Below are 13,135 nucleotides of genomic sequence, written 5' to 3'. Positions count from 1 at the left end.
GGTGGATGGCAAAGCCAAAGATAGTATATAGATTATATTGTTCATTTCATCAAAGGCTTTTTAATCCTGATTTTGCAGTTCCCTTATTTCAGCATAGCCATCAAATTCATAAATTGGGCAGGTTTTCATTATTTCTACCGCTTCGTCAAAATCAGTACACTTCAACAACAAATACCCTCCAACGATTTCATGATGATTCTTATAGATTTCATTGGTGACTGTATTTCCATTATCTTTTATCATTCTCCCTTCTAATGTTAAGCCGCTCCCACCTTCCAGTTTTCCCTTTTGTCCCCAAGTCGAAAACCAATTCTTCCAATTTTCCTGATGAGCTTTAATATCATCATTAGGATGTTGTATGGTCCTTCCATCAGGCTCTCTAAATAATACGATAAATTTTTTCATTGTTTTATATTTAAATGGAATGAGTGAATCATAGCATAACTTTTAAAATTAGCTTTTAATGATTGGTATCAAATACCTATTAAGATCTTTACATTTAAAAAAGATACCTCCGATGCCTGTTACTTTTTTCATGTTTATTGTTTTAGTGTTTAATAATTTGAAAAGTTTTTAAAATTATTAATTTTTTTAATCTGCCATCCAATATTTTTATCATTTCTCAGTTATTTTCATGAATAATAAACTATTATTCCTATAACAAGATGAATCAAATCCGGTAACTGGCCGATCCGTAAACCTAAGACCATGATGCAAAACTCACAATTGTTTGAAAATTAACAGTGATAAATGTATTTTACAAATCAAAATACCTATTTTCGCGATGCATATTTTCAAAGGACGTATTTCTAAGTTAAAAATATTCACTAAAAACTATAAAACTGTGACTTACCTATTCCTCAAAACCTCTTCCTGAGTTAAATTAAACTTCCTTTTCAATCCTTGTAACAATCCACCATTAAACCCTACTACTATATTTAAAAAATCTACTACTTAAATAATAAACTGAATGCAAACATCTTTTTTTAAAATTGCGGCTGCCTCAGCTGCACTCTGTTTCAGTACGGTCGTTTTAGCCCAACAAAAATACACGGTTAGCGGAACGATCAAGGATAAAAAAAAACGGAGAATTGTTGATTGGGGTTACCGTAAAAGTAGCTGAAGATCCTTCGATAAATGTGGTTGCCAATGAATATGGCTTCTACTCTTTATCGCTACTGGAAGGAAATTACACCATGATCATTTCATATCCGGGATACAGGGATTTTGAACAGAGCATCACGGTAGATAAGAATATCAAGCTGGACCTTCCGCTGAACCAGGAGGAAGAAGAGAGAACAGCAAAGATTGATGAAGTGATCATCTCCGGAGTAAAAAAAAGATAAAAACCTTTCTACTGCCCAAATGGGTACCGAGACTTTAAGTATTAAAAATATTGAGAAGCTTCCGGTTTTATTCGGTGAAAAGGATGTTATGAAAACCATTCAGTTGTTGCCGGGGATCAAAAGTAATGGTGAGGGAAGCAGTGGATTCAGTGTTAGAGGTGGAGCTACCGATCAAAACTTAATTTTATTGGATGAAGCTCCTGTTTATAATGCTTCTCACCTGTTGGGCTTTTTCAGCACATTTAACAGTGATGCCTTAAAGGATGCCAGTATCATCAAAGGAAACAGCCCCGCACAATACGGTGGTCGACTTTCTTCTGTCATGGACGTGAAAATGAAGGATGGAAATAATAAAGATTATAATATCAATGGAGGAATTGGTTTGATCAGCAGCAGATTAAGTGTGGAAGGTCCTATTCAAAAAGAAAAATCATCGTTTATAGTTTCCGGAAGAAGAACGTATGCAGATTTATTTCTAAAAGGAAGTGAGGATTTTAAGGACAGCAAGCTGTATTTCTATGATCTGAACTTAAAGGCCAATTATCAGATCAATGATAATAACCGACTGTATTTATCCGGATATTTTGGAAGAGACGTTTTGGGAATCGGGAAGACCTTTGCGACAGACTGGGGAAATACAACCGCTACTTTGCGATGGAACAGCATCATCAGCAGTAAATTATTCTCCAACACTTCCCTCATCTACAGCGACTATAATTATAAAGTAAGCCTGGAAAGTAATGATAATAAATTCGGACTGAACTCAGAGATCCAGGATTGGAACCTTAAACAGGATTTCACATGGTTTGCCGGAAATAAGCATTCGGTTCGTTTTGGCCTACAGTCCATTTACCATACCCTGACACCGAGCAGTGCCTCAGGAACAAGTGTCAGCAGCTTTCCAAGAAATCCACGGTATTCGTGGGAAAATGCCATTTATATCAATGATGATTTCAAAGCAACCGAAAAGCTGACCATTAATTATGGTGTGCGGCTCTCTACATTCAGTGTTTTAGGTGGAGATACATTTAATAGTTATGATAACGGTGTTCTTACAGACAGCAGATATCTTGAAAAAGGAAAATTCGGGAAAACATATGTAAATCCGGAACCGCGTATTACCGCCAATTACAGGATCAATGAAGTGAGCAGTGTAAAAGGAGGATACTCCAGAAACACCCAGAATCTGCATCTTTTGAGCAATAGCAGCAGCGGAAACCCTACAGATCAGTGGATCGGGAGCAGCTATACGGTAAAGCCCGAAATTGCAGATCAGGTAAGTGTAGGCTACAGCAGAAATTTCAATAACAACAATTACGAGATTAATGCTGAGGTGTATTACAAATCAATGAAAAATCAGATCGACTTTAAAAACGGTGCGCAAATTACCTTTGATACTGCAGCAGATGTAGAAAGTGAGTTATTATTCGGAAAAGGAAGGGCTTATGGTCTGGAATTGATTGCAAAAAAGAAAAGCGGGAAATTAACAGGCTGGATCTCATATACATTGTCTAAAACAGAGAGAAAAATCAATGGGATCAATGATAACGAATGGTACAATGCAAGAATGGATAAAACCCACGACTTATCCGTTGTGGCTACCTATCAGCTAAACCAAAAATGGTCCTTTTCCGGGTTATTTGTTTACAGCACCGGAAATGCGGTAACTTTTCCTACCGGAAAATATGAGCTGAACGGACAAACCGTTTTCCAGTACAGTAGTAGGAATGCGGATAGAATGCCTGCTTACCACAGGATGGACCTAAGTGCTACTTATGAGCCTAATTCCAACAAACGGTTCCACGGATCTTGGTCATTTGGTATTTATAATATATATGGTAGAGAAAACGCCTATACTATTACTTTTGAAGACAATCCAAATAATCCGGGAACTACGCGTGCTATGCAAACTTCATTATTCCGTTGGGTACCTAATATTACTTACAATTTCAAATTTTAAATCATGAAGAATATATTTTTTATCATATTATCCTTGTTTTTATTGACCTCTTGTCAAAAAGAAATAGACCTTGATCTGGCTGATCAGAGTGGAAAGATCGTCATTGAAGGAAACATTACAGATCAACCTGGTCCTTATATTGTAAGAATAACAAAATCAGTAGCGGTTACCGAAAATAATTTGTATCCTGCTGTTACCAATGCACAGGTGATTGTAAGCGATAACACGGGACAGACAGAAACCCTGCAATATATCGGAGACGGAAAATATCAGACGACCAACTTCAGCGGAGTATCGGGAAGGACCTATACTTTAAAAATACAGGCTGAGGGACAACAATATACTGCTCAAAGCACTATGCCTGCAGCTGTAAATTTCGATGGCCTTACTCAGGATTCCTTTGTATTCGGAGGAGAGACCACTTATACCCTTTTGCCTCTTTTCACGGATCCTGTAGCCTTGGGAAACCGTTATCTTTTTAGCTTTACTATCAACAGCAAGCCTAAAAAGACGCTTGAAGTATTTTCAGATAATATCAATAACGGATTACTGAATCAGCGCCCTTTGTTTCTTCCCAATGATGACGAAGACGGAAACAGCCACAAGGTTGTAGTTGGTGACACCATCCATGTCGAAATGCAATCTATTGATAATAATGTATTCACGTACTACAGTGCATTGCTTCAAATCATTGATGGAGGCGGCCCCGGTGGTGGAGTAACTCCATCCAATCCGCCGAGTAACATCAGCAATGGTGCTTTAGGTTATTTTTCTGCTCACACTCTGAGTAAAAGAAATGCTGTAATTCAATAATTTATAACGATTGAATTAAAAAAAGGCTATTCCGAAAATCCGGGATAGCCTTCAATATAATCAGTGTTAAATAGGTTTTTATTTTTCTGCTGAACCGTTTTTATAAACCGGATTCCAGCACTTTTAATAATTCAGTCTGCTGAATAAGATCATTCTTACTGCTGATGAGATTATAATTGGCCTGGAGCCAACCGTTCCTTACAACGAAGAAGGTATAGGCATCCATTAAACCCTCTTTGTATTTTTCTTCCGATTTCTGAAATGACAGTTTCTGATTTTCAAAATTGAGATCCAGAAGATGGTATTTTTCCTGTGCATTCAGAAACTGGGCTTTTATGGAATTGATGGTTTGTGTGAGATTATTAATTACCAGTTCTTTGTCATAGTTGGAATTGATAGCATTCAGTTTTGCGATCTCAACATTTGTTTTTACCTGAAGTTTATTGAAAACGGGAATACTGAGGCCGAAACTAAGGGATTGATTCTTATTTTGTCCGAACTGATCAGAAAAACTAAGGGTCGACGCATTATCTTTTCCCAAAACCTTATTATAAAAAGTTGACCAGCTATAGGTTCCGTTCAAAGTTGGCCAATATCCGGCTCTTGCTACCTCTTCCTTTTTTTTCTGTGCATTAATCTCCGCCATCACCGACTGGTAAGCCGGATTCTTTTCTAAAAGCCTTTTTGTAAAGTCGGGATCCTGAAATTCACTTTCTGAAAGAGGATTCTCATTATCCATGACAAAATCTATCGAATCTTGTGTTACCGCCATAGCATTGAGAAGGTTAATCCTTGACAGGTCGCGCTGGTTCTTGGCGGATACCCATTGCTCCTGTAAAGTCCCTAAATTGGCTTTTATATCATAGATATCGCTTTTGGGCCTGTTGCCAATCTCCACCTCCTTTTCAGTCCGTTTAATCTGCTCTTCAATGCCTGAGATCTGGGTTTCCAGCACTTCCAGCCAGCTTTTGCTGTTCTGGTAAGTGAAGAACATCTGTATAACATTCAGCTTTACTTCATTTTTAGCCTGCGCAAGCTTGTAGGTACTGGTTTCTTTATTCAATTTAGAAAGAGAGATATTCAGGAAATTTTTCCAGTTGAACAGTTCCCAATCCGCCCTTGCATTGAATTGATCGTATTGTGTATTAAGAGCTTCACGTTGATTACTGGACTGGTTGATTGAAGATCCGAAACTATACGTGTGGTTTACCCCTGCTTCTATTGTTGGCAAGAGCATTCCTTTTGATCCGGTGATCAGCCTGTCATTCTTTTCTACTGCAACAGCGGCCTGTTTTATTGACGGATGATGCGTAGATGCATAATCCAGGCACTGTTGCAGGTTCCAGGTTTGCTGCCCCGGATACAGGCTGATAAAAAATATGAAAATGAAATTTTTCATGAGTTCGTTCTGATTTAAGTAGATTAAAAATATAGTATGATTGCGCTACTTATTCATATTTAAGGTACTTTACAAGATTGACTTTTGTAGCTTTGTACGCTTTTATACTTACCACGGCAAATGTCAATGCAAGCAATACACAGAAACTGACGATAAATGGCCATAACGGCATATCAATTCTGTAAGCAAAGTCTTTCAGCCATTCGTTCATCAGGTAGTAACATATAGGTACACTGATCAATACTGCAATTATGGCAATCCAAAGAAACTGTCTGGTCAGTCCGAAGACCAAAATACGGTCAGACGCACCTAAAGTTTTCCTGATCGCTACTTCTTTTAGCTTTTGTTCGATCATCAGGGAAGAGAGAGCAAAAAGCCCAAGCAGAGCCACCATAAGCACCATGGCATTGAGAATAGTAAATAAGGTCTGCTGTTTCTGATACTGTACAAAGGTTTTCGCAAATTTCTGATTTACAAAATAGTATTGGAACGGATATCCCGGCTCAGCTGAGTTTTCCCAGTATTTTTTTACCTTGTTTACTGTTCCTTCAATATCATCAGGTTTTACCTTTACCTGGATACTTTGCAGAGCATACCTGTTTGCGGCGGTTTCTTTGTAATGGAAAAATGCAATGGGCTCTACTTTAAATTTTAAACTTTTAAGATTAAAATCTTTAACGATCCCAACAATCCTATATTTTTTATTGTCATCGAATCCCGGATTTAAATTTCGCGCCAAAGCTTCCTCATCGGTCCAGCCAAATTTTTTAACAAATGCTTCATTTACGATCAGACTGTTAATTGTATCTGAGGCAAGATTAGGGTTTAGCCAGCGTCCTTTTAACAATTTCACTTCCATAAACTGCAGGTAGTTGTAATCCATGGAGCTGTAGTTTGTATTAATAGTCTCCTGCATATAATCGATATTAGCACTTTTCTTCCTGCTACTTCCCGCAACTGCATCTCCAAAGGAAACCGCTTCTACTCCATCAATTTTAGAAATTTCTGACTTCAGACGCTCATACTTCAGCCACGGTTTAGGATCGTTTTCATTGAAGGTAATCAGCATGATTTGCTTTCCATTAAAACCAAGATCTTTATTCATCATATATTTTACCTGGCTGTTTACAATAAGCCCACCGATGATAAAAAACGAAGAGATCATCAACTGAAGGGTAAGAATTCCGTTTCTTAACCATATCCCGTGCTTACTTCGTGAAAAATTCCCTTTCAGTGTTTCAATAGCTTTAAAGCTGGAGAGATAAAAAGCCGGAATAAGTCCTGACAGCAAAGTAACCAAAAGTACCATGATCAGGGAATAAAGAAAGACATGCCAGTCATTCAGCTTTATTTCTTTATCAAAAAACTTATTAAAGCTCGGAAGCAGGAGTTCCGTAAGCACCAGCGAAATAAAATAGGATACCATGCAAATTATAAAAGTCTCTAAAAGAAATTGTCTCATCAGTGAAGACCTTGTTCCTCCGATTGCCTTTCTCACTCCTACTTCTTTGCCTCTTTGAGATGCTTCTGCAGTTTTTAGGTTAATAAAATTAATAGCAGATAAAACAACGATCAGTACAGATAAAATAAACAAGATCAGCACAGTTTTAAAATCTCCTGCAGCCAGCGGGGAAGATTTCGCATGGAGTTTTATCTTATCAAGTGGAGTCAGTAAAACGGTGTTGGGGCCATATTTTTCGAGAAATTGCTGGGTGCTGATTCCAGAATCTTTTGCGTCTACCGCTGCCCTTACTTCAATGATGTCTCTTTTAAATTTCTCACTGAAAACCGACGGATCCACTCCCTTTTTTAACATGAAGAAACATGCATAACGATAGTCGTTCCAGTGGTCACGGTCACTTCTGAACTGTTCCACAGGATTAATGATAAACTCCGGTTTTATCTGCGTATTTCCTTCCGGAAGTTCGTATACCGCGGTAACGATATAGTCTTTATTTTCAATCTTTACAGATTCCCCCGCAACATTTGTCTTTCCGAACAGCCTGATAGCCGTCTGTTTGGAAATAGCAATAGAGGTTTCTGTTTTTAAAGCATCTTTTGCTCCTCCTGAAATAATCTTAAAAGGAAAAAAATGAAAGAAGCTTTCAGATGCCAGAAGACCGTCCTGCTGAAATGCTGTATGGTATTTTGTAGTCATTTTATTACCGATTCCGGTACCAAAGAAAAGAACGTAATCCTGAACTTCGGGAATTTTCTTAAGGGCATTGAATGCCATAGGATAAGAAATACTGCTGCGGTAAGAGTTCTCTGCCTTAGAATAGGTTTGAAAGGCATAGATATCATCTTTTTTAGGATTCCATTTTTCATAGGATTCCTCATCATTCCAATGCATCAGGATCAGCATAAATCCTGTAAGCCCTATCGTAAGTCCAAATATATTGATAATGGTGGACAGCGCATTTTTTTTTATAATTGACGAAAGCAATTTTAAGCCAGTTCTTGAACATAATTCTGTTGTTATTAATAATGGATGGTACAGATCATTTCCATGATCTTCATGGGTACACTGAAGGATTTTGATTTATCCGAATTCTTTAGCATCCGCCTTAGCGAATACATCTTTTCTCTGAGAAGCATGTTCCTCATTAAAAATCTCTCCATCTTTCATGGTGATGATTCGGGAAGCATATCCGGCATCATAGGAAGAGTGTGTTACCATAACAATGGTAGAGCCTTCTCTGTGAAGTTCTGCCAACAGGTTCATCACTTCGTTTCCATTAGAACTGTCCAGATTCCCCGTAGGCTCATCGGCAAGGATCAGTTTTGGCTTGGTGACAAGGGCCCTGGCTACGGCTGCTCTTTGCTGCTGCCCTCCCGAAAGCTGTTGGGGATAATGTTTGGCCCGGTGGCTGATATTTATCTTTTCCATAATTTCTTCCACCTTCTTTTTTCTTTCTGAGGAGGAAACCCCATTATAGATCAAGGGCAGTTCAATATTTTCATAGACGGTAAGCTCATCTATCAGATTAAAATTCTGAAAAATGAAACCTATATTCTTTTTACGGACATCCGATTTACCTTTTTCGCTAAGTCCCACCATTTCCACTCCTGAAAACTGATAGGAACCGGCTGAAGCGGAATCCAGAAGTCCGAGAATATTGAGAAAAGTAGATTTTCCACAGCCTGAAGGTCCCATTACAGCAAGGAATTCTCCTTCTTTAATGCCCAGGCTTACCTTATTTAATGCATGGGTCTGAACATCTTCTGATATATAAATTTTTGAAAGGTTATGAATATTGATCATGATAATTTGATATTTAATTGTATTATGTATTGTTGATAAATCCCTGATACCAGGTTCATTAGAGAAGCTTTTACCTAAATTGCTGAATCGGCTTCATCTCTGTAACAATATGAATTAAAAGTATTCATATTTTTACTTTTTTATGGTGAGTATCTCATATTTTTTAAGATCCGCATAATCTGATATGATTACCGTTTCTCCTTCATGGAGCCCCGATTTCACTTCATAATATAAAGGGTTTTCCCTACCCAGGCTTACGTTTCTCCGTTCGGCTTTATTTCCTTTAACCACAAACACCCATTTCCCATTGGTATCTTTATAAAAATTCCCTTTTGGAATCATGGTACTCTGTGTATCTGCCGAAAGTTTTAGTTTTACTCCGAATGTCATCCCTATTTTGAGGTTTTCAGGCTTTTTGTCCGTGAAATTAAGCTCTGCTGAAAACTGCCCGTCTTTTACTTCAGGAAGTATTTTGGTAATCACCACCTCATCTTCCTGTCCGTTATTATCCAGAACTCCCTTAATTCCGTTTTGCAGTTTGTTGATGTAATATTCGTCTACTTTAGCTACCAGCTTATAGCCGTCCATCAGATCTATTTTTCCAATGCTTTGGCCATTCGTAAGGTTCTCACCTACCGATATTGTGAAAGATGAAAGTCTTCCGGAAGCCGGAGCCATGATCAGGAAATTATTTTTGTTAGAATGTAGGATTTGTAAGCTTTTATCCATCTGGTTTATCGATGTATTAATTGCCGACATTTGAGCGCTTCTGGAATTTTTTTCACTGGAATAGCCTTTTTCTACAATTGATTTCCTTTGTTTCTGGTACGTAAGATTCTGCACACTGATGTCATAATCTGTTTTCTTCCCGATCTCTGCATCATAGAGACGCTTTTGAAGGTTAAAATTCTGTAGGGCTGTATTATAATCATTCTGTGCCTGCAGCAATTCCTTATCCTGAGCCAGCTCCTGATTTTTCAGTTCCAGAAGTGTACTCCTCATCTGGCTGATTTGCTGCATGATCCCTGTTTCCTGATTCATATAGCTGAATTCGGTATTCGGATTGTAGACTCTTGCTATCGGCTGACCTTTGGTGACCATCTGACCGTCTTCAGCAAATATTTCCTTAACCGCTCCTCCTTCCAGAACATTTACAAATGAAGATTTAAGCGATTGTGTCTGTGCATTCACCATCAGCATATCTTCAAATTTCCCTCTCGTAACCTTATCGGTCTGGATATCTTCAGCCGAAACATTATAGGTCTTTTTCTGACTGCTGAAATACATCCCGGAAAGCGACAAAACAGCTATAGCTCCCAATCCCCCTAAAACAAATTTTAATTTCGATTTCTTTTTTACTATTTTCGTATCCATAATAAAGATAACTCTTTTTGTTACAGTAAATTACACAACACAGATGCCAGAAAATTATACTTTTATAAGTGTCTGATAATCTGAAATAATATTAATAAGAGGAGTTGATCAGGTGTTCATTATCGGACACTTCTTGTCCGATAATGAACATTTTTAATAGAAAAGAATAAGTTTTAATACAATCAACAAATACCGATATGCGAAAAAAAGAAGCGCACATTCTCATTGTAGATGACGACGAAGACATTTTGTTTTCTGCAAGAGTCTGGCTTAAAAAATTTTTCACAGAGGTCAGCTGTCTTAGTAAGCCCGTACAGATCATGAAATTCATGACTGAAAACCAGGTTGATACAGTAGTACTGGATATGAACTTCAGAAAAGGTTTTGAAAGCGGCCAGGATGGTTTGTACTGGATGAAGGAGATTAAAACACTTGAACCTCAGCTTCCCATTATTCTTATGACCGCTTACGGCGAAGTAGAACTTGCGGTTGAAGCTTTAAAAAACGGTGCGTCGGATTTCATCCTGAAGCCGTGGAATAATGAAAAGCTCTATGCTTCTGTGAATCTCGCTGTAGATATTTCCAGAAAAAATAAAAAGCTGAGTCAGTGGGAAAATATAAATCAGAAAAACCATCAGTATCAGCTTGATAGTCATTCTCCGAAAATGCAGGAAGTCTTAGAACAAATCGAAAAAGTGGCCCCTACGGATGCCAATGTTCTGCTTCTGGGAGAAAACGGAACGGGAAAATATGTCCTTGCCAAGTCTATTCATGAACAATCGGAGAGAAAAAATCAGCCTTTTGTGCATATTGATCTTGGAAGTATTTCCGAAAGCCTTTTTGAATCAGAATTATTCGGTTATAAAAAAGGAGCATTTACTGATGCCCACCAGGATTACGCCGGAAAAATAGAAAATGCACAAAATGGAACAGTTTTTCTTGACGAGATCGGAAATCTACCGCTACAGTTGCAGACAAAATTATTAAGCCTTATTCAGAACCGGAAATTGTCGAGATTAGGTGAAACCAAGGAACGCTTACTGGATGTCCGTTTTATTTTTGCCACTAATGAAAACCTTAAAAAAGCGGTAGCTGAAAACCGCTTTCGCCAGGATCTTTACTACCGTATCAATACCGTGGAAATTCATATCCCTGCTTTAAGGGAAAGACAGGAAGATATAGGTCTTCTGGCTCAGTATTTTCTGGACCGCTATAAACAGAAATACCATAAACCGAACCTGGAACTTACGGAAGGTTTAATGCTTATCCTTACCACTTATTCCTGGCCGGGAAATATCCGGGAGCTGGATCATTGTCTTGAAAGAAGTGTTATCCTGTCCACCGATCATCATCTCCAATTGCTGATGCCTCAGCCGGAGGAGCAAGAGCAAACCATTATCAATCTTAATATCGAGGAAATGGAAGAAGTACTGATCAAAAAGGCATTGAAAAAACATACCGGGAATATTTCTCTGGCAGCCGAAGATTTAGGTCTTTCCCGGGCTGCACTTTACAGGAGAATGGAGAAATTTGGGATATGAATGGTAGATACTAGAAATTAGAGGTTAGAGGTTAGAAAGTAGATTTTATATTTTATATTTTAGACAATGTATTAAAATTATGAATAAATATAAATATTGGTGGTTGCTTTACCACTTTCTGGCAATCATGAGCGGAATTACTACCTATCATTTTTTTTTTACAGGAAAAATGGTTTAATGCGAGTCTTTTTGCCGGAATAATGGTGCTCTTTGTTATTTTGATCAACCAATCGCAGATTGCTTTAGCATCAAAAACAGAGAAGATTATATCTTCTATCAGAAAAAAAGATTTTTCATTATTTCCCAAAGAGGAAGGAACAGCGCTTTTGGATAGCAGCATCCGTTTGTACTACCAAAGCAAGGAAGAACAATTTTCCCTATCGTCCTATAAGCTTCTGTACGAAAGTATTCTGGATCAGATGGAAACAGGACTCATGATCCTTTCCGAGGAAAATAAAAACTGGGAAGTATTTTATGTGAATGAAGCTTTTCTTACAAGCCTCCAGGTTCCAAGATACAACAGCTGGAGCCTGTATGCATCTAAAGCCCCTGAATTTTTTAAAATTATTGAGGATACAGGATACAGCAATTCTCAGGAATTTTTTGATATTTCTATTCGTGGAAATTCAAAGCAGTCCTTTTCATTAAGAACAAAACAGGTAAAAAATCCGCAACACCGTTTTTACATCATCACCCTGGAATCCGTTCAGAAGATCATAGAACAAAAAGAGAAGCTCGCATGGAATAACCTGATGAAGGTGATTTCACACGAACTCCTCAATACACTGACCCCCGTAAACAGCCTGATCCAAAGCCTGGAATACATCAGTAATCAGGAAACCGTAGATAAAGAAGACCAGCAGGAAATGAAAGAAAGCCTGATGATCATTAATTCCAAATCAAAACAGTTGCTAAGCTTTGTTGATGATTACCGCCAGGTTGCAGAATTACCCAAACCTGTTCTGGCTTCTGTTTCCCTGAAAAAAATAGTAGAATCTGCATTAAATTTCCTGAAACCGGAATTTGAAAAGCAAAATATTTCAATCGTCCGCGAAATTGAAGATTTCAGGGTTCTGGCGGATGAGAAAATGATAGAACGCAGTCTTATCAATTTGTATCTCAATGCGATATTTGCCGTTTCTGAAAAAGCAAATAAAACCATCACAACCACTGTCCGATCTCAAAATAACCGCATCATTATCGCTATTACCGACAACGGATCGGGCATTACTCCTGAAATTAAAGACAAGATCTTCCTTCCTTTCTTTACAACCAGAGCCAGTGGTTCCGGAATCGGGCTCACACTTACCAAAAGTATAATGGAAGCGCATGGAGGGTATCTCAATTACCAGGCACTGAATGAGGGCAGCAGTTTTGAATTATGGTTTTTAGTATAACTGCTTTTCAATTGTAATTGGAAAACCTAAAATACTCTGC

General features: G+C 38.0%; 10 protein-coding genes. 5 read left to right on the top strand and 5 right to left on the bottom strand.

Annotated features, from left to right (window positions below; all coding sequences use genetic code 11):
• Positions 1–60: 60 nt before the first annotated feature.
• Positions 61–405: a YciI family protein gene (locus ACJ5H0_RS20945; protein ID WP_411251901.1), complete on the bottom strand. Its 345-nt coding sequence runs from the start codon at positions 403–405 to the stop codon at positions 61–63.
• Positions 406–1,091: 686 nt separating this feature from the next.
• On the opposite strand from ACJ5H0_RS20945, the gene ACJ5H0_RS20940 reads away from it, so the two are divergent.
• The 3 genes from ACJ5H0_RS20940 to ACJ5H0_RS20930 are packed head-to-tail and all read left to right on the top strand — an operon-like array spanning position 1,092 to position 4,119.
• Positions 1,092–1,346, top strand: coding sequence for a carboxypeptidase-like regulatory domain-containing protein (locus ACJ5H0_RS20940; RefSeq protein ID WP_411251900.1), 255 nt, complete (start codon positions 1,092–1,094; stop codon positions 1,344–1,346).
• Between the two features lie 19 nt (positions 1,347–1,365).
• Complete coding sequence (locus ACJ5H0_RS20935) at positions 1,366–3,306, top strand: TonB-dependent receptor plug domain-containing protein (RefSeq protein ID WP_411251899.1); 1,941 nt, start codon at positions 1,366–1,368, stop codon at positions 3,304–3,306.
• Between the two features lie 3 nt (positions 3,307–3,309).
• Positions 3,310–4,119 carry a DUF4249 domain-containing protein gene (locus tag ACJ5H0_RS20930; RefSeq protein WP_411251898.1) on the top strand — a complete coding sequence of 270 codons (810 nt, stop codon included), beginning with the start codon at positions 3,310–3,312 and terminating at the stop codon, positions 4,117–4,119.
• A gap of 100 nt (positions 4,120–4,219) precedes the next feature.
• Here ACJ5H0_RS20930 and ACJ5H0_RS20925 read toward each other — a convergent pair whose 3' ends face one another.
• The 4 genes from ACJ5H0_RS20925 to ACJ5H0_RS20910 form a co-directional block, all read right to left on the bottom strand.
• Positions 4,220–5,518 (bottom strand): TolC family protein, encoded by a 1,299-nt coding sequence (locus ACJ5H0_RS20925; RefSeq protein WP_172278031.1) that lies wholly within the window; start codon positions 5,516–5,518, stop codon positions 4,220–4,222.
• 49 nt (positions 5,519–5,567) lie between these two features.
• On the bottom strand, positions 5,568–7,964 hold the full coding sequence (locus ACJ5H0_RS20920) for an ABC transporter permease (protein WP_411251897.1): 2,397 nt from the start codon (positions 7,962–7,964) through the stop codon (positions 5,568–5,570).
• Positions 7,965–8,060: 96 nt separating this feature from the next.
• On the bottom strand, positions 8,061–8,783 hold the full coding sequence (locus ACJ5H0_RS20915) for an ABC transporter ATP-binding protein (RefSeq protein ID WP_273647648.1): 723 nt from the start codon (positions 8,781–8,783) through the stop codon (positions 8,061–8,063).
• A 132-nt stretch (positions 8,784–8,915) separates the two neighbouring features.
• Positions 8,916–10,157, bottom strand: a complete 1,242-nt coding sequence (locus tag ACJ5H0_RS20910; RefSeq protein ID WP_273647647.1) for an efflux RND transporter periplasmic adaptor subunit — start codon at positions 10,155–10,157, stop codon at positions 8,916–8,918.
• A 197-nt stretch (positions 10,158–10,354) separates the two neighbouring features.
• On the opposite strand from ACJ5H0_RS20910, the gene ACJ5H0_RS20905 reads away from it, so the two are divergent.
• On the top strand, positions 10,355–11,698 hold the full coding sequence (locus ACJ5H0_RS20905) for a sigma-54-dependent transcriptional regulator (RefSeq protein WP_411251896.1): 1,344 nt from the start codon (positions 10,355–10,357) through the stop codon (positions 11,696–11,698).
• A 200-nt stretch (positions 11,699–11,898) separates the two neighbouring features.
• A complete protein-coding gene (locus tag ACJ5H0_RS20900; protein ID WP_411251895.1) occupies positions 11,899–13,095 on the top strand; it encodes a sensor histidine kinase in 1,197 nt (398 codons plus the stop codon).
• The last annotated feature ends 40 nt before the right edge of the window (positions 13,096–13,135 follow it).

Origin of the sequence: Chryseobacterium proteolyticum, assembly GCF_046591535.1 — a bacterium.
In the GTDB taxonomy this organism is placed as follows: Bacteria; Bacteroidota; Bacteroidia; order Flavobacteriales; family Weeksellaceae; genus Chryseobacterium; species Chryseobacterium proteolyticum.
This window is presented reverse-complemented; position numbering and strand designations above follow the sequence as displayed.

Coding starts and splice junctions, on each gene's coding strand:
- ACJ5H0_RS20945 (WP_411251901.1), bottom strand. CDS start 405: ATGAAAAAATTTATCGTATTATTTAGAGAGCCTGATGGAAGGACCATA.
- ACJ5H0_RS20935 (WP_411251899.1), top strand. CDS start 1,366: ATGGGTACCGAGACTTTAAGTATTAAAAATATTGAGAAGCTTCCGGTT.
- ACJ5H0_RS20930 (WP_411251898.1), top strand. CDS start 3,310: ATGAAGAATATATTTTTTATCATATTATCCTTGTTTTTATTGACCTCT.
- ACJ5H0_RS20925 (WP_172278031.1), bottom strand. CDS start 5,518: ATGAAAAATTTCATTTTCATATTTTTTATCAGCCTGTATCCGGGGCAG.
- ACJ5H0_RS20915 (WP_273647648.1), bottom strand. CDS start 8,783: ATGATCAATATTCATAACCTTTCAAAAATTTATATATCAGAAGATGTT.
- ACJ5H0_RS20910 (WP_273647647.1), bottom strand. CDS start 10,157: ATGGATACGAAAATAGTAAAAAAGAAATCGAAATTAAAATTTGTTTTA.
- ACJ5H0_RS20905 (WP_411251896.1), top strand. CDS start 10,355: ATGCGAAAAAAAGAAGCGCACATTCTCATTGTAGATGACGACGAAGAC.
- ACJ5H0_RS20900 (WP_411251895.1), top strand. CDS start 11,899: ATGGTGCTCTTTGTTATTTTGATCAACCAATCGCAGATTGCTTTAGCA.